Annotated in this window: 12 protein-coding genes and 2 pseudogenes; 5 read left to right on the top strand and 9 right to left on the bottom strand. The window is 36.0% G+C overall.

From position 1 onward, the window contains the following. Positions 1-22 precede the first annotated feature (22 nt). Complete coding sequence (gene tldD / locus FNZ60_RS00165) at positions 23-1447, bottom strand: metalloprotease TldD (RefSeq protein WP_142415762.1); 1425 nt, start codon at positions 1445-1447, stop codon at positions 23-25. A gap of 114 nt (positions 1448-1561) precedes the next feature. Beyond that, entirely contained in the window at positions 1562-2101 is a 540-nt protein-coding gene (locus FNZ60_RS00160) for an invasion associated locus B family protein (protein WP_142415761.1), read from the bottom strand. A gap of 438 nt (positions 2102-2539) precedes the next feature. On the opposite strand from FNZ60_RS00160, the gene FNZ60_RS00155 reads away from it, so the two are divergent. From FNZ60_RS00155 to rnhA, 4 genes and pseudogenes are all read left to right on the top strand, one after another. After that, positions 2540-3475, top strand: a complete 936-nt coding sequence (locus tag FNZ60_RS00155) for a heme o synthase (RefSeq protein ID WP_142415760.1) — start codon at positions 2540-2542, stop codon at positions 3473-3475. Between the two features lie 171 nt (positions 3476-3646). Next, positions 3647-4708 (top strand): 4-hydroxy-3-methylbut-2-enyl diphosphate reductase, encoded by a 1062-nt coding sequence (gene ispH, locus FNZ60_RS00150; protein ID WP_142415759.1) that lies wholly within the window; start codon positions 3647-3649, stop codon positions 4706-4708. Beyond that, a pseudogene (locus FNZ60_RS00145) lies at positions 4708-5666 on the top strand (homoserine kinase). The gene ispH and the pseudogene FNZ60_RS00145 overlap by 1 nt, the downstream one beginning before the upstream one ends. Positions 5667-5671: 5 nt before the next feature. Further along, the gene (gene rnhA, locus FNZ60_RS00140; RefSeq protein WP_142415758.1) at positions 5672-6139 is read left to right on the top strand and encodes a ribonuclease HI; all 468 of its coding nucleotides are present in this window, start codon (positions 5672-5674) and stop codon (positions 6137-6139) included. Positions 6140-6170: 31 nt separating this feature from the next. Here the strand turns inward: rnhA and FNZ60_RS00135 are convergent, their stop codons facing one another. Further along, positions 6171-7049, bottom strand: a complete 879-nt coding sequence (locus FNZ60_RS00135) for a protein-disulfide reductase DsbD domain-containing protein (RefSeq protein ID WP_142415757.1) — start codon at positions 7047-7049, stop codon at positions 6171-6173. A gap of 71 nt (positions 7050-7120) precedes the next feature. Here FNZ60_RS00135 and FNZ60_RS00130 point away from each other — a divergent pair, with 71 nt between their 5' ends. Then, positions 7121-7705: a YqgE/AlgH family protein gene (locus FNZ60_RS00130; protein WP_142415756.1), complete on the top strand. Its 585-nt coding sequence runs from the start codon at positions 7121-7123 to the stop codon at positions 7703-7705. A 395-nt stretch (positions 7706-8100) separates the two neighbouring features. Here FNZ60_RS00130 and FNZ60_RS00125 read toward each other — a convergent pair. The 6 genes and pseudogenes from FNZ60_RS00125 to FNZ60_RS00100 form a co-directional block, all read right to left on the bottom strand. Further along, a pseudogene (locus FNZ60_RS00125) lies at positions 8101-10988 on the bottom strand (EAL domain-containing protein). Positions 10989-11403: 415 nt separating this feature from the next. Then, positions 11404-12678, bottom strand: a complete 1275-nt coding sequence (locus FNZ60_RS00120; protein ID WP_142415755.1) for a M16 family metallopeptidase — start codon at positions 12676-12678, stop codon at positions 11404-11406. Positions 12679-12762: 84 nt separating this feature from the next. Further along, positions 12763-14160, bottom strand: coding sequence for a threonine synthase (gene thrC / locus FNZ60_RS00115; RefSeq protein ID WP_142415754.1), 1398 nt, complete (start codon positions 14158-14160; stop codon positions 12763-12765). A 987-nt stretch (positions 14161-15147) separates the two neighbouring features. After that, positions 15148-15561 carry a hypothetical protein gene (locus FNZ60_RS00110; protein WP_142415809.1) on the bottom strand — a complete coding sequence of 138 codons (414 nt, stop codon included), beginning with the start codon at positions 15559-15561 and terminating at the stop codon, positions 15148-15150. A 208-nt stretch (positions 15562-15769) separates the two neighbouring features. Next, positions 15770-16093: a hypothetical protein gene (locus FNZ60_RS00105; RefSeq protein WP_246054682.1), complete on the bottom strand. Its 324-nt coding sequence runs from the start codon at positions 16091-16093 to the stop codon at positions 15770-15772. A 226-nt stretch (positions 16094-16319) separates the two neighbouring features. After that, positions 16320-16694: a hypothetical protein gene (locus tag FNZ60_RS00100; RefSeq protein WP_142415752.1), complete on the bottom strand. Its 375-nt coding sequence runs from the start codon at positions 16692-16694 to the stop codon at positions 16320-16322. Positions 16695-18027 lie beyond the last annotated feature (1333 nt).

Below are 18027 nucleotides of genomic sequence, written 5' to 3'. Positions count from 1 at the left end.
CCTTTGGAAGAAATGAGCAAGTTTATTCATTTATCAGTGCAGTTCCACCGATTGTCATATTATTGATTCGCAAATGAGGCTGTCCAACACCAACAGGAACATTTTGCCCTGCTTTTCCGCACATCCCAATACCATTATCCAATTTACTATCATTTCCAATCATTGTGATACGTTTCATAGCATCCGGACCATTTCCGATAAGAGTTGCTCCTTTGATGGGTGCACAAATTTTACCATTTTCTACGCGGTATGCTTCAGTACATTCAAAGACAAATTTTCCAGAAGTAATATCCACTTGTCCTCCACCAAATGAAACAGCATAAATACCATTTTTTAGGGAAGAAAGGATTTCTTCCGGTGTTTTGTCTCCTCCTAACATAATTGTATTGGTCATTCGTGGCATTGGGGCATGTGCATAGGATTCACGCCGTCCATTTCCAGTTGATTGTCCCCCCATAAGCCGTGCATTAAGCCGATCTTGCATAAAACTAACGAGTTTTCCATCTTCAATGAGAACGTTATATCCTGAAGGGGTCCCCTCATCATCGATAGTAAGTGAACCACGGCATTGCGGAATTGTTCCATCATCCACAACTGTAACACCTTTTGCTGCAACTTGTTGTCCTAAAAGTCCAGCAAAAGCAGATGTTTTTTTGCGGTTAAAGTCACCTTCTAAACCATGCCCCACGGCTTCATGGAGCATAACGCCAGGCCATCCATTGGCTAAAACAACATCAAATGTTCCAGCAGGTGCTGCTTCTGCTTCTAAATTTGTTAAAGCCATACGTAAGGCTTCATCTGCGGCTTTTTTCCAATTGTCTTCACGAATAAATTGGTCAAATGCTTGTCGCCCCCCACAGCCATAAAAGCCATTTTCACGTCGATTGCCTTCAGCAGCAACCACAGATATAGAAAGCCGTACAAGGGGACGAATATCACGAATCAAATGTCCATCTGCCCGTAAAATCTCGACATGTTGTAGTGAACCAGAAAGAGAAACAGTCACTTGGTGCAATTTATCATTTTTAGCCCGTAAATAGGCATCAATTTTTTGCAAAAGAGCACTTTTTTCTTCAAAAGACGGCGTATCAAGGGGATTCTGCGGTTGATAAAGTCTCTTATTTGTTTGTTGAGGAGCTATGCTATAAGGCCCTCCATGATTATTATAGGTAACAGCTTTAGCTGCTTCACTAGCGCGTTTGAGTGCAGCAGCAGATAATTCACTAGAATGTGCATATCCAGTCGCTTCTCCAGCAACGACACGCAGACCAAACCCCATATCTTGATGGAAAGAGCCGTTTTTAAGCTGTCCATTATCAAATAAAAGAGCTTCGCTTTCTTTATACTCGAGGTAAAGCTCGCCATCATCAGCATGATGAAGCGTTTCCTGTACCAGAGACTGAATTTTAGAGGAAGCAACATCAAAATGATCAATCAGCGATTTCATAAGAATTATCCTATTGTTATTATTGAGGGTTCAGAAGATTTTTATTGATCTAATTTAAGAAGCTCTTAAGACATGCGTTGAGATTTTAATCGTCCAATATGCATTTGGTTCCATTCATGTAGGGAGGGCTGCATAGGCTTCATTCAGGCCTTGAAGATCAACGAGACCTCCAATTCCTTGTTCAGGGGTTGTAAAGATAAAATAGGTTGCCATTTTTCCTTTTAAAAAGAGTTGCAGTATGTCTTCTTTAAGAAAAGCTTCAGCAACACAATTATCACCAAGACAACGACGATATTCCATTCTTCCCATATTTTTATCATCAATTTTAATTCCAACACCGGGACGTAACTCAACGCGACTTGGAACAAAAACACGCATTAAAGTCCCTTGCTTTTGAGGAAGTTTATAAAATGTAATGCGCAAGGTAATATCATGACGCCCTTGTGTGTGGACGTTTTGTACAGCTTCACATTGCATATTAGGTGTCCCTGGTGGTAGAGCACAAACCTTTGTCCATGCACCATAGTTTTGTGGCGCAGGCACATTTTGCGCATAGGATGTTTGTGCAAAAGCATGACTGATCAAAGCACCATAAAGTATGTGAAGAACAGCACCAATAAAAAAAGTTTTTTTAAGTAATTTATAAAATATCACAGAAAATCCTATCCGACTCAACACACACACAATCATGCATAGATTTGCATAAAAAAATGAATTCTTCACATAAAAACTATAACACAAAACCAGTATTTACCAAAATATATTCATTTCTATGCAAGAAAATAAAGAGAAATGAGAGACAAGAGCATTTTATAGGAGATAAATTTTCAGCATGGCTTTATGATGCTAGGTAGGATACATTTTTATGATACATTTGTAATATAGAGAGAGCGTGTTAATTGAAAAAGTGTATTTTTGTTGCAAATATTCCTCCCTATTTTTAAGGGGTACAAGAACAGTATGCCATATTTTCTCAAAAATACGATGGATCTTAATTGGTCATTACCATACGCTAGATAATGTTTGCCAAATAATATTTGCCAAATAATATTTGTTTGTAAATGACAGAAATGAAAAAGGGTTTTGAGTGGAATGTCTGTTTCAGAAGAGTTATCGGTTGCGAATGGTAAATCAACGCCACCAAAATCCAGTATCATTGATTATATCACATTATTAAAGCCACGTGTTATGTCACTCGTGGTCTTTACAGCATTGGTTGGTTTAGTGGTATCTCCTGTTCCCATCAATCCGTGGTATGGTTTTTTGGCAATCTTATGTATTGCTGCTGGTGGCGGTGGTGCGGGAGTACTGAATATGTGGTATGATGCTGACATTGATTCCGTGATGGAACGGACCAAAAAGCGTCCTATTCCTATGGGTAAAATCAGCCCCCGGAGAGCATTTATTTTTGGTATGGTTTTGTCTCTGCTTTCGGTATTGGTTATGGGGAGCTTTATTCATTGGTTTGCGGCATTTTTTCTTGCATTTACAATTTTCTTTTATGTTGTTATCTATACAATTTGGTTAAAGCGTATTACACCACAAAATATTGTTATTGGTGGTGCTTCTGGGGCTTTCCCACCAATGATTGGATGGGCTGTAACAACTGGAACAGTGAGTTTCGATAGCTTTTTATTATTTTTAATCATTTTTATGTGGACTCCTCCTCATTTTTGGGCACTTTCTTTATTTTCATCTCTTGATTATGAGGCTGCGGGTATCCCAATGATGCCTAATGTACGAGGTGAATACTCAACAAAAAAACAGATCTTATTTTATACTATTTTGATGGTGCTCTGCGCTGTGGCGCCTTGCTTTACAGGTCTTGGTGGAATTTTTTATGGTATATTTTCGACAATTTTAGGCATTATTTTTATTCATTTTGCTTATCGTTTGTTGAAAGCTGATACACATGATGAAACTATTTTGATGGCCAAAAAAACATTTTTCTTTTCATTACTTTATTTGGCAGCTCTCTTTGGCGTTCTTTTGATTGAATCCCTTGTTTGGCATTTTATCGACCTTTAGGCTAATAAAATAAAAAAAGCGAATTTTAAAAGAGCCTTGCTGCAAGAAAACACTATAGAGTGTGTTCTTATGAAAAAGATGGTATTGCGCATTTTTTTTACATTACTTATTCGTGTATAATGATAGGTTGTTTGAATATGAGACTAAAGCTATAGAGATTAAGGATGGTGTATGTCTGGACTTCCCCCTTTAACGATACGTCTTTGTGGGCCGCGTGGATTTTGTGCAGGGGTTGATCGTGCTATCCAGATTGTTCTCCTTGCATTAAAAAAATACAGTGCTCCCGTATATGTTCGTCATGAAATTGTACATAACCGCTATGTAGTTGAGGGATTACAGCAAAGGGGTGCTGTTTTTGTTGAAGAACTTGATGAGATTCCAGAAGAACATCGCAATCAACCGGTTGTTTTTTCTGCCCATGGTGTCCCAAAATCTGTCTCAGAAGAGGCACGACGCTATAATTTGTTTTATCTCGATGCAACATGTCCGTTGGTCTCGAAAGTTCACAAACAAGCAATAAGGCATCAACGCCACGGTCGTCATGTTATATTGATTGGTCATGCTGGTCATCCCGAGGTTATAGGAACAATGGGACAGCTTGAAGAAGGGGCTGTGACGCTCATTGAAACGATAGAAGATGCTTTGCATTATCATCCCAATGATCCAGATAAATTAGGGTTTGTTACCCAAACAACGCTTTCTGTTGAAGATACAGCAGGAATTTTGGATGTATTACAACGACGTTTTCCTACATTAGTAGCTCCAGCAGCTGAGTCAATTTGCTATGCTACAACAAACCGACAAGATGCGGTTAAGGCAGCAGCAAAGGGGAGTGATTTGTTTTTGATTGTTGGAGCACCCAATTCTTCTAATTCACGACGTTTGGTAGAGGTCGCCCAAAAATCTGGTGCGCAGCAGGCCATTTTAGTGCAGCGCGCTGATGAAATTAATTTTGAAAAACTAAAAGCTCTTTCTGTTTCTGTTGTTAGTCTTTCAGCAGGGGCTTCGGCGCCTGAAATTATTATTGATGAAATTATCTCAGCATTTCGTGCGCGTTATGAGGTAACAATAGAATTAGCTGAGACACTGGTGGAAACGGAAAGATTTTTAGTGAGTCGAGAATTACGTGACGTCATTTTAACATCCCAAGATATGGCATTTGTGAATGGTCGCGCAAATACTGCAAAACATGAAAATCAGAACACAGATATGTCTACAACGAAAGCAGAATAATGGCCGTTTATACAAATATTCACTCAAACGATTTAAAAGCGTTTTTAACACGCTATGCAATAGGATCACTTTTGTCTTATCAAGGGATAGAAGAGGGGATTGAAAATTCTAACTTTATGCTGGAAACAACACAAGGGCGGTTTATTTTAACACTTTATGAAAAGCGTATTTCAAAAGATGATTTACCTTTTTTTGTCGCTTGATGCAGCATTTAGGGCAGCGTGGGATTTCTTGTCCACAACCGGTGATTCAAAATGATGGAATGATGATCAGTGAACTAGCAGGGCGTCCTGCTGCTATTATTACCTTTCTGGAAGGAGAGTGGATCCGACAGCCCGATATAGTTCATTGCAGCGAAGTCGGTAGAGGATTAGCACAATTGCATTTAGCAGGACAGGACTTTACACTCAGTCGTAAAAATACGCTTTCTGTTATGGATTGGCGAGTATTGTGGCAACGTTGCCAAAACACACAAGATGCATTGTTAAAAGAATTTGGACAAAAAATTGAGTTAGAATTGGCTTTTTTACAAGAAAATTGGCCATTCAATTTACCAACAGGTATTATCCATGCAGATTTATTTAATGATAACGTCTTTTTTGTGAATCATCATCTTTCTGGTATAATAGATTTCTATTTTGCTTGTAATGACTTTTTTTCTTATGATTTAGCGATTTGTTTAAATGCTTGGTGCTTTGAGCCTGATCATTCCTATAATCTTACCAAAGCACGTAAGTTATTAGAAAATTATCAAAAAATAAGACCATTGATCCCTTTAGAATTGGAAAAGATTGTTTTATTGGCTCGTGGCGCATCTTTACGTTTTTTACTCACACGTCTTTATGATTGGTTTTATACACCGCCTGATAGCTTTGTTATTAGGAAAGATCCATGGGAATATTGGCATAAGCTTTGTTTTTTCAGTCATGTAAATTCGCTCAGTGAATTAGGTTTTTAAATTTTATGGCAACTCAACAAAAAATCGTTGAAATTTATACAGATGGTGCGTGCTCAGGAAACCCTGGAGTCGGAGGTTGGGGAGCAATTTTACGCTGGAATGGTCATGAACGGGAGCTTTATGGTGGTAAGGCCCACACAACAAACAATCAAATGGAACTCATGGCGGCAATTTGTGCATTAAAAGCGCTTAAAGAGCCTTGTTCAATCGATCTTTATACAGATTCAGTTTATGTGCGTAACGGTATATCTCAGTGGCTTGAAGGTTGGAAAAAGAATAATTGGCGCACAGCATCAAACAGTCCTGTGAAAAATATGGAACTATGGCAGACTCTTGAAGATGCTTGTTCTTGTCATACAGTCAGATGGCACTGGATAAAAGGGCACGCAGGACATCCAGACAATGAACGCGCTGATGCTCTTGCTCGCAAAGCAATTACTCAATACCGCGAAAATGGGGGGGGCGCAACGTAGTTGCTGTTTTAAGAATTTTTTCTCTCTCTTATCATGGGATAGCAAGAGGGGATGATTGTGTATGGAATATAAATGTTCCACTTAAAGCATGATCTTTAAAAGAAACTGTATAAAAAATTTTTTGATCTGTTTCCTCTGGTACGAAATAGAGTGGAGCGCTAAAGAGTGTATATTCTGCGTTATCACTGATCTTTTTTGCGACTCCAATTTGCATTTCTCCTCCATCTAAAAAGAGAGAAAAAGGCTTAGTTTTGTTGTTATTTTGTATTTTTATAAGGAGAGTATTATTATTTTTTTCGGCACTTATTTTTAAAGCATTGTGCATCATGCGCGGCAAAGAATCTTGGGCATTTTTTAACAAGGAAGCGGGAAGAGGGTTGTTTTTTAGAGCAGATGGTGAAAAATCAAAGTTAACAGTCAATGGAAGGCAGATTTCATGGCATAATCCAAGAGTGAGAGTACCACTTAAATTTTTGCTGGAAGAAGATAGCTTAAAGGGCAATATCACTTTATCTTTATAGCCTAATGACCAATCATTTTCTGTTTCAAAAAGTTGTGGAGTAGGATAAAAGATTTCATAAGAAACCTGTTGGTTGAAATTAAAAAAGGGTGCCATTCCTGAATTACCTGGATTACGCCAGTACGTTTTCCATCCTGGTGTAAGCACAATTTCAATAAAGCCCTCTCTCATTCCACTAAGAGAAGGTTCTGTGATTGCCAATCGAATACGACCGCCCTCTGATTCATACCAAGAGGTTGGAAAAAGCTGGAATTTTTGTTCTGTTTGAGCCTTTACAGAAATATTAAGTAATTCTAAAATTATGAATGTTAAGCTTAAAGTAACGAAAATCTTTTTATAAAAGAAATTTGAGATATTTTGTAAATTTGTAAATATGTAACTTTTTTTCATTGGAGTTTTATTTTCCTACTGTAATAAATGAACAAACTTTTATCGTATAAATTATGGAGAATAACAGATTAATGAAGCAGTGTAATGGCTTTTGGGGCGGACAATTACTCATAGCAATGCCTGGGATCAATGACAAACGCTTTATTCGTTCTGTTATTTATATTTGTGCGCATTCTGATGCCGGTGCGATGGGCATTATTCTCAATCGATTGCATCATATTGATTTTCCAGAGCTTTTGCTTCATCTTGGCGTCATAGATAGTGGCCAAAAAAAATGTCTTTCTGAACCAATAAAACAGTTTCCAGTTCGCTATGGTGGTCCTGTTGATCCTTCGCGTGGTTTTGTCCTTCATTCAGATGATTATGTTTGTGAAGAAACTGTTTTTATTGCAGATAAGGTCTGCTTTACTGCAACAATTGATATATTAAAAGCGATCAGTTGTGAACAAGGTCCACAGCATGCGTTGGTAGCATTAGGCTATGCCGGATGGAAAGCAGGGCAACTTGAGGCAGAAATTTCTACAAACGGTTGGTTAATCAGTTCGACATCACCTAGTTTTCTTTTTGAAAGTGATTTAAGTTGCAAATATGATAAAAGTTTAACACGCATGGGGATTGATCCAACTTATCTTGCGTCTGAAATGGGACATGCGTAGAGCTTTTTGAGCTTTTTAACTGTACACGTTATTCTACTCCTTATGTTTTAAAACATTTCTCAGTACGCCCAAACCCATTTCGCGATGGGGCATGCTTGTGAATGGTATGGTAAAACCATTAAGTCCTCATTTTATGCTTGTGAAGCCATAAGCTGGTAGCACCATCACACACTTTATTAGCCCTAAAATATTGCAGACAAGCTCTTGGCATTTCTCGACGATTCATAAAAAGGCATTTTTACTTCTTTTTTTTAATAGTTTTTGAGCCACACGGCTCTCCTCACTTTGTGATGAACCAAGCGAACGGTTCAACATGAGAGAGATTTGAAGTAAGAAAATCGTATGGTATTCAGAATTTTCATTCAAGTTTTATAATGCTAAACTATCATTATAAATCAGTATGTTGTCTTATAAGGGAAATGGCTTTGAACGAGAGTGATTAATTCTTCTATGGCAATAGGTTTTGTTACAAGTGTGCTTTGAACATATTTACAACCCTCTTGACGGAGGAAGATCGCTTCTTTTTCATTTTCAACACCTTCTGCGATAATTTGCAAGTTAAGATCTGTTGCCATATTAATGATAGATTTAAGAACAAGTTTCTTTTTGAGTGAGTCAATTGAGATAAGTGAACGATCAAGTTTAACCATATCAAATGGATAACGCACAAGATAGGTCAGTGATGAATAACCAGTTCCAAAATTATCAAGTGCGAGATTCATTCCAAGTGCTTTAATTTGTTCGAGAAAGTGTGCAGATTGTTCAGGATTGTTTCTTAAAACAAATTCAGATATTTCAATCATCAAATGCCCTTTGTGGAGCGGATTGCGAAGCAGAGCGGCACGCAATTGACTGATAAAACGAGAATGAATCATTTCTGCGCTTGGTAAATTAATTGAAATAAAGAAAGGCTGTTGGGAAAATTTTTCTTGTACATTTATAAGATCGATAATAGCATTATCGATAATAAATTGTGACAAATCCATAACGATTTTCTCGTTTTCTACGATCTTTATGAAATCAGAGACATTTAATTTTCCATAAGTTGGATGATGCCATTCTAAAATTGTTTCAAAACCAATAATATGTCCGTCTGATAAATTAAGAATAGGATGGTAGAGGATTTTCATCTCATGGCGTTTTATGGCATAGTGGACATCCTTTTCCAGCGTATTATGTTCGAGACCCAAAGTGCGAAAATTAGGACGAAAAGGTTCAATATGGTTTCCACCCATTTGTTTTGCACGAATCATCGCTAATTCACTATCATTAAAAATATCTTTCGCTGTCGATCGGCTTTCGCTCCATGTAACCAATCCGATAGACGTTGAAAGGACTATTTTATTTTCTGAAAGTGAAATAGGGGCTGAAATTGTTTTGTGCAAATGATCTGCAAATGCTGCAATTTTTTGTGGTTCAGTTTCACTGAGTAAAATAATTGCAAAACGGTCTGCTGAAAGGCGCGATAAAGTATCTTGAAAGTTAATAAGGCGATTTAAACGACGGGCGATTATAAGGAGTACAGTATCGCCAACAGCTATGCCTAATTTACGATTAATTTGACGAAAATTGTCAAAATCAATCATAAAAACCGTGGGTCTAATTTTGATATTTGCTTTCGCCAAAGAGGTATAATTTTGTAGCCTATCAAAGAAAATTTGTTGGTTAGGAAGGCCGGTTAAGCTGTCGTGGATTGCATCATGCAATAAGCGTTCTTCAGATTTTTTATGGTTTGTAATGTTGACAATGGTTCCAATGACACGCGTGATTTTCCCATCTTTTTGCATAGCTGGACGTGCACGAAGAGAAAACCAATGATAATAACCTCCACCAGAAGAAAGCCGAAAAATTTGATCAATGCGTCCTTTTTTTATTTTTAAGAATGATATCCAATACGGCTTGAAAGCGCTCACGATCATCGTAGTGCAAAGCTGAAATCCAGTTGCGCATAGTTCCATTGAGGTTGTGGCTTTCAGTACCAAAAAAGGGTTGTCATGTTTGGATGAACAACAATACGATCACGTTCAATATTCCAATCCCAAATAATATTTCCAGCTCCTTTTGCTGCGAGAACTTGTTGTTCAAGGTCGGAAAATATTCCTTCATGGAAAGCGTCATTAGAAAAAGTTTGTTGCAGGACAGTAAAGCTAATGAGAAGAACAATGAGAACTAATCCTCCTGCCAATGCTGGCTGGATAATATCATTGTTTAAATGTCCTTCTATGCAGGCATAGGCTCCAACACACCAAAAGCTAATAAGCAACCATGTTGGGATAAGCATAATGGCGCGGTCATAATTTCGGATTGAAAAATAGAAGATTAGCAATATGCCAAGCACTGCGGTAAGGCCAAATGATAGACGAGCAATTCCTGCTGCTCTGATCGGATCATAAATAGCAAAGGCTCCTAAACTGCAAAAGGCAATGATCCAAGCAATAGCACCATAACTAAAGTGATAATGCCAGCGATTAAGATTGAGGTAGGTAAAAAGAAAAATAAAGAGTGTTGCCGCAAGTGCGACCTCTGTACCAGCACGCCAGATTGGTTGTGTTGCGAGGGTAACGGAAAAAAATTTATTTAAAAAATTAAAGTCAATCCCAATATAAAAAAGCACGGCCCAAGCGACAGCGGCTGTTGCAGGAAATAGGCCTGTCCCACGGACAACGAAGAGAACAGTTAACAAAAGTGCTAAGAGACCGGATATTCCAAGAAGAATACCATGATAAAGCGTATAAGAATTAATAGCATCCTTATAAGCTTCAGGCTTCCACAAATAGATTTGCGGTAAATTTGCAGAGTTAAGTTCGGCTACAAATGTAACAACAGCACCAGGGTTAAGGGTAATACGAAAGATATCAGAACTTGCACTAGGTTGACGATCAAGAGAAAAACCTTCACTTGGTGTTATAGATTGAATCCGTTCTGATCCAAGGTCTGGCCAAAAAAATCCAGAATGCGCCATGCGGTAATGGGGGGCAACGATGAGACGATCGACTTGTTCATCTGTTGGGTTTGCAAGAGAAAAAACTGCCCAGTTTCCAGAAAATTTTTTACTTTTTGCCTGCACTTCAATACGCCATACAATACCATCTGGTCCTGGCGCTGTACTTGTTTGAAAAATAGCGTTGTTTGTATGATGAATTTCAATTGCTTTTGAGAGATCAAGAGCAGCATCCTGAGAAGAAATCTTAACGGGCTCAATGGCATATGCTGATGTAAGATGGACAAGAGAACTAAAGACGATAATGAAAATGATGTCAATTATTTTACGCAAACTCTTCACAATGTCCCACTCTCAATATTTTAAGATGTTTAATATCATTTAGATTTTTGAGAAAAACATCCACCTTTTATCATTTTACAGAATAAATTGTTATCACTTTCTCTTAAAGTTATATGATTTTATCTATAAATAGATCATATACCCATTTGCTTCAATAAAACTTGAAGTGGATGGAATCTCATATTTTAAAAGGGCAACGTTAAACCATGAATCGCTAAATTTCGCAGATATATCTTTTTACTCATTAGGATCTCTATCACATGAAGGAGGAATTGGATAGTTTTGTATACCTCTTTGTCCAATATTTCCAAAACTTATTTAATGAGGAGAGTCTTTGTAGTAAATTTTATGATAAAAATAAAGTATGTGTATATTGGTGTATATTATTGTGATGCGGCTTTAGAAAAGCAGTTTTTTACTTTAACTTGTGTGAAAGAGTTGATGTTAAATCATCAAAATTCATGAGGGATCCTACAGGTCCTACAGCTGTGAGTGTTGGTGTGGAACTTGTAAAAAGACGATGGGCTAAATCAGTTAACTTTTTAGGCGTGATGAGATCGAGACGTTCAATTGTTTCTGAGATTGGAATGGGGCGACCGTAAAGAAGTATTTGGCGCGCAATGAGATGTGCTTGACTAGAAGGATTTTCTTGTGACATTATGAGATTAGAACGATATTGCGTTTGTGCTCGTTGGAGTTCATTGGCATGAATGTTGTTGCTTGCCTTGGAAAGTTCATCAAGAATCACAGGCAGAAGTTCTTTGAGACCTTCTTGTCCAGTTGCGGCATGAACACCAAAAAGCCCAGTATCTGAAAACCCCCAATGGAAAGCATAAATAGAATAGCATAATCCACGTTTTTCTCTTATTTCTTGAAAAAGACGTGAGGACATCCCCCCACCAAGGAGGATGGAAAGAATTTGGGCCGCATAAAAATCACGCGCGTGATAAGCACGTCCTTCAAATCCTAAAACAACTTGTGTATCCATTAAATCGCGATATTCACGAAAGTCGCCACCAACATAATTTGCAAGATTAGTAAGGGAGGCGGTTGAATGAGAGCGAAAAGTGCCAAGACGACTTTCAACTTCTTTTAGAAAGCTTTCGTGCTTTACAGCTCCTGCTGCAACGACAATCATACGATCTGCACTATATTGTTTATTGATGAAATCATGAAGATCGGCAGATGTAAATGATTGAATAGTTTTAGCTGTTCCTAAAATAGAACGACCAAGGGATTGATGACGAAAGGCTGTTTCAGTAAAATGATCAAAAACAATGTCATCAGGCGTGTCATGAGCGGCACCAATTTCCTGAAAAATGACTTGCTTTTCTCGTTCTAGTTCATCTTCGTCAAACTTTGAATGCATCAAAATATCGGCTAAAATGTCGATAGCAAGTGGTATATCGCTTTTAAGGACACGTGCAAAGTAAGCTGTTGTTTCAATACTGGTTGTGGCATTGATTTCACCACCAACATCTTCAATATCGGTTGCAATTTGAAAAGCAGTACGGTTTTCGGTTCCTTTAAAAGCCATATGTTCAAGCAGATGGGCGATACCATGCTGTGTGAAGGTTTCATTGCGTGAGCCTACTTTAACCCATATTCCAAGTGCAACACTCTCAATCTGTGGCATTGTATGTGTGGCGATAGTCAAACCATTACTAAGACGACTAACATCTACATCCATGTATTTACGACTCCATTAAACAAGCTACACACCTCATTGTTAAGGGTATTAGAATATTCTTGATTTAAATTAATGCAGCTAACTTTAATAAGATGCACGTGATTTTAAAGAAATATAATCTTTTACTATTTTTTCATCATTAGCAAGGCTTATGAAGTGTTCTTCGCATTCCATGATATCATTGAGATGAGATGGCCATGGGGCATGAAGTCCACAAGCACTTTTGATTGTATCAGGAAACTTAGCTGGATGAGCTGTGGCAAGGACGATCATGGGAATATGCGGTTTTTTATTTTCGCGCGCTACTTTAAGGGCGACGGCTGTATGTGGATCAATAAGATAGCCACTTTCTTTATAGACACGATCAATTGTTTGTGCTGTTTCAGCTATGTTACTTTTTCCAGCCGAAAAGAGGGAACGAATATTTTTGAGTTGCTTTTCATCAAGAGTAAATGATCCCGTTTTTTTCAAGTTTTCCATCGCATTGCGAATCCACATTGGGTCACGATTGCTACTTTCAAAAAGTAAACGTTCAAAATTAGAAGAGACTTGAATATCCATAGAAGGTGATGTGGTATGGACGATTGGTTGTGTTTTGTAAGTACCGCTGGTCAATGTCCGAGCGAGGATGTCATTATCGTTGGTTGCTATAATCAGTTGAGCAATGGGTAGTCCCATACGAGCAGCGACATAACCTGCAAAAATATCACCGAAATTTCCAGTAGGAACAGTAAATGAAACAGCTCTATCAGGAGCACCTAAAGAAAGAGCAGATGAAAAATAGTAAACAATTTGTGCTATGATACGCGCCCAGTTTATAGAATTAACACCTGAAAGCGCTCTTTTTTTACGAAAATCATGATCGTTAAACATTGCTTTAACCAGAGCTTGGCAATCGTCAAAATTTCCTTCAATGGCAATGGCATGAACATTGGTATTTTTATTGGTTGTCATTTGTCGTTGTTGAATCGGCGATACACGTCCTTTAGGAAATAAAATAAAAATATCTGAGTGTTTTTTTCCAGCAAAAGCTTGTATCGCAGCTCCTCCAGTATCACCCGATGTTGCAGCAATAATTGTTGCACATCTGTTTTTTTCAGTTAAAACATAATCCATCAATCGAGAAAGAAACTGCATGGCAACATCTTTAAAAGCTAAAGTGGGCCCATGAAAGAGTTCAAGGATAAACTCATTTGTTCCAGTTTGTCGTAACGGGCAGATTGCTGGATGGTGAAAGGTTGCATAAGATTCAGCAACCATATTTTCAAAAGCTGTATACTCGATCTCATTATTCACAAAAGGCCACAGAAGTGTTTTAGCAATTGTGGTATAAGACTGACCACGAAGTGCGCGTAACGCATCAAATGATAGTTGCGGAAATTTATCTGGAAGGTAAAGTCCACCATCACTTGCCAGTCCTGTCATGATGGTTTCTGTAAAGTTTAAAGCAGGAGATTGACCTCTCGTGCTGATATATTTCATAAGTTTTATCCTTTTTTTATTTCTGTTTTTTTATTTCTAGCAAATTGGTGAAGTTATTTATTTCACGTTTTTCATAATATTTAAATTATTAATTCCATAGAAGTTTATTTTTGAGCTATAAACTCAGATATTTACAAAAAATCTGTTACAACTGAAAATTTTCTCTCTATTATTCATTCACTTGAAATTTATAGCATATCTTCACTTAATGTATCTTTTTAAATCATGAAATCAAATAGATAAAATAGTATTTATTGAAGATCTCTTCTGTAAAACTCAACTGTTCAGAGCTATTTTATGCTCTGAATACTTTGTGACAATTAAGTTCGCTAAAATGAATATTGAAGTGATACCTCCTCAAATTCATACTGGAAAATTTATAAGGTAAATTTAGGGCATTTCATATGCAAATATATTTTTAATAATCTTTGTTTAGCTTAATTTCTCTGCTTATATACGAAGAATAGAGTGCCATTGGTTTGCACATTCACGGGCTTTTTTAAAGAAACATCTTTCAAAGCACACACCACATTATTTCACGATGCTGCCTGTGAATGGTATAACGGTAAAGCCCCCCTAGAATAATATAAAATCCATTGATCTCCCCCATCTTTACGCTTATGGAGTAACAAGCTGGCACCATCATACTATTTGCCAACCTTTGAGTGTTGCGACAGATCTTGGCACTTAAGACGGTTCATAAAAAGCCATTTTTATTATACAGTTTTATCCACACACTCATCTCGTTTGTGACGTGCAAGCAAGTGATTTTTATTGATTCAACATGGAGCAGGTTTGAAATGAGAAAATCTTACGATATTCAGGACTCTTATTTCAAGTTGAATGACGCTAGGTTATCGTTATAAATCAAAGTATTATCAGAATAGATATTATGTTTGTGCTACACAGGGTGGTCATGTAAAGTTTATTCATAGAAAGCATAAAAACAGCCTGCTAAATGATGCAAAGCAGGCTGTAAATTCCTATTTAACGCGAACACGCGTATCCAAATGGCCAAAATAATTGAGCCTCTTTAGCTTGTTCGCCTTTAATTTTCCCTATGGCGTATCCAATAACCGCACTAAACATAGCCATAACAGATCCGGTCAGGAATCCAAAACCCAAAGCACCTACTGTAGAAAAAACGCCTAGAGTAATGGGTTCAAAGACTTTCTCTACTTTTCCTTCAATGGTAGATTCATTTTTTGCTCCATGAATGAAATTAGGGATATAGAAAGTAGCGATATTGACAGCTTTTTTCTTTGCTTGTTCCATGAGAGTAATCGTTTCCCATTGAGTATCATTTTTCAAATGATTGGCATGAACATTTGTAATTTGTGAAAGTAAAAAAGCAACTGCTATAAAAACATTTAATACATAAGTTTTCAATACCTTAATCATCATTTCACCAATAATTTTATTTTAATCTGAATTGAATAGATACATCAACAAAATGAGTGTACATTAAGAAAAACAGAAGCATTCAAAGCTTTTTTTATTCTTAATGGGATAATTCATTCACCTTTTATCATCAACAATGGATAAAAGCAGGGTGTATCTATAGTTTATGTTTTATAAAATAAAATTGTATTCTTATGAATTTTCAATTTTAACAAGATTTAAAATAGCATATCATTTTAAAGATCATCCATCCTAACAACATGCCTACCGCATGTGATGCATATCCAAGTGCCATTCCCAAACCAAAATTCCCCAGTCTAAGAGATTCAACGACCTTTTCAAAGTTTCCCTCAAGGGTAATTTCATTTCCTACACTACGATTTATATTTGGTGTATAGAGAGAAACGAGATGGACTGCATCCTTTCTTTTTTGTTCTATTGCAGAAACAAAAATATTTTCACGGTGAGTACTCTCTTGCCAATAGCTTGCATGGACATTTGCAACCTGTGAAAGAGAGAAGGTAGATATCATGAAAATACTTAATATATGACTTTTAAAAAACTTAATCATAATTTACCTCAAATACTTTATACTATTCAATATATATGCGTACATTTATAATTTGGATATTTGGTATTTGGATATTTAAATGTATTCTACAGCGTTTATATTGTTAGTAAAAGTAGCTTCATTATGTAATTACTTACAACAATCCAATAATACATAATGAAGCCATTATTCTCGTGTTATACTAGATTTAATATTTAAACATCACTACGATGTCTTTTATCCAACCTATGATCGATCCTATAAAACTCACTGCATATCCAGCAAATAATAGTCCCATTCCTAAAGTCACAGGTTCAAGGACTTTTTCAACTTTTCCGTCTGCATTGGTTTCATTTTCTGTTTGATAACTTACAGATGGAGCATAGAAAGCAGTTGTAGAAACAGCATCAGATTTTGCATTCTTTACGTGCTCGATGAAAGAAACAGAAAGTTCCTCTTTTGGGGTATTGGTTCTCAAATAGTTTGCATTAACATTTATAGTTTGTGAAAGAAAAAAAGCGCTCGCTATACAAACACTTAAGACATAACTTTTAAATATTTTACCATAACTTACCTCAAATATTTTAATTTTTATATATTAGTAAATATAACAGTATGTGTATATAACTTCATTTATAATGAGTATAGATATATCATTATGTATTTTTAGTCAATATTAAAAATACATATTAAAAAATATAGATATACTTTTTTATAAAATATTGCAAAAAAAGTAACAGTAATAGTTACGAAAAATATTTTTAAAATTTAATTTATAAGTTAATATATATTATTTTATAAAATAATATATAATGATCTTATCAATAATAAATATGAAGTGAAGCACTGAATTTTTATTTGCTATGATGGTTTTTATTATAAAGTGTGTGTTCTATAGATGGTATAAATTATTATACAATTTTTTTAATTATATCATGATAATATATTAATATTAATTACTTTACGCTTAATTATATTTCCTTTTGTTTTATAGATGCTAAAAAATGTACATTTTTTGATAGTGAAATAGACCTCGAGTTGGATAGAGATGAATATTATTATCTTTTTCATTAATGTGAACAGCATGACCGCGGATAGTGTATGAAGAACATAAATTCAGACAATATTTACGCATGCTGAAAAATGAGCATTGGATAATTTTTTCTATATTCTTTGTTTAAATGGAAAAGCCATTTTTGTTTTTTAAAAAGGGTATTTTTTCTAAAGTTAAATTACGATAGAAAGATCTGGTTTCATTGCTTATTTTTAAATTTTATTAAGTGTTTTCAGAAAATTTTAAGCCGTTTGCGCATATCTCTTTCGTTATTCAATATTATTACAATATTATTATATGCTTTATGTTAATCTTTTTTGTTTTAAAGAAATCTTTCTCAAGGTACACAAGCTTATTTCACAATGATGTACGTGAGAGGTGTAATGATAAAGCTCCATAATATCAAATTCATAGGGCACTGCCTTTTTTATGTTTATACAGGAAAAGATGGCACTATCACACACCTTTCTCGTTCTGAATGTTATGCAAATCCTTGGTTTTTAAGATGCTTCATGAAGAGGCGTTTTTATTCATTGCTTTAATTGATTTAACATATCCAGATTTGAAAGGAGAGAATTTTACGATATTCATTTTTTTGCTTAATCTAAATAAGGCTAGATTATCAATTATTATCATTATAAATCAATATATTGATCATCAGTTTCTTGGTAAGAAATATTGCTTATAAAAGCGCATATCTTTATCAAAGATATATTCTCTTAGTTTTTATATAATCTTAGAGAGATTACACCAATCGATGTTGTCAAAAGATTGTTTAAGCAGTAAGATCAATAACTCTTCAACAAATTTACGAGATTTGGTTTGAGGAAGCATAAAATCTTGTAACCCAGCAAAAGTTCTT

The organism is Bartonella massiliensis (assembly GCF_902150025.1).
In the GTDB taxonomy this organism is placed as follows: Bacteria; Pseudomonadota; Alphaproteobacteria; order Rhizobiales; family Rhizobiaceae; genus Bartonella; species Bartonella massiliensis.
Note: the sequence above shows the minus strand (reverse complement) of the source record. Positions and strands in the feature narration are given on the sequence as shown.

Coding starts and splice junctions, on each gene's coding strand:
- FNZ60_RS00120 (WP_142415755.1), bottom strand. CDS start 12,678: ATGGATGTAGATGTTAGTCGTCTTAGTAATGGTTTGACTATCGCCACA.
- FNZ60_RS00105 (WP_246054682.1), bottom strand. CDS start 16,093: ATGATATCTACCTTCTCTCTTTCACAGGTTGCAAATGTCCATGCAAGC.
- FNZ60_RS00110 (WP_142415809.1), bottom strand. CDS start 15,561: ATGATTAAGGTATTGAAAACTTATGTATTAAATGTTTTTATAGCAGTT.
- FNZ60_RS00130 (WP_142415756.1), top strand. CDS start 7,121: ATGAAGCAGTGTAATGGCTTTTGGGGCGGACAATTACTCATAGCAATG.
- ispH (WP_142415759.1), top strand. CDS start 3,647: ATGTCTGGACTTCCCCCTTTAACGATACGTCTTTGTGGGCCGCGTGGA.
- FNZ60_RS00155 (WP_142415760.1), top strand. CDS start 2,540: ATGTCTGTTTCAGAAGAGTTATCGGTTGCGAATGGTAAATCAACGCCA.
- thrC (WP_142415754.1), bottom strand. CDS start 14,160: ATGAAATATATCAGCACGAGAGGTCAATCTCCTGCTTTAAACTTTACA.
- rnhA (WP_142415758.1), top strand. CDS start 5,672: ATGGCAACTCAACAAAAAATCGTTGAAATTTATACAGATGGTGCGTGC.
- FNZ60_RS00135 (WP_142415757.1), bottom strand. CDS start 7,049: ATGAAAAAAAGTTACATATTTACAAATTTACAAAATATCTCAAATTTC.
- tldD (WP_142415762.1), bottom strand. CDS start 1,447: ATGAAATCGCTGATTGATCATTTTGATGTTGCTTCCTCTAAAATTCAG.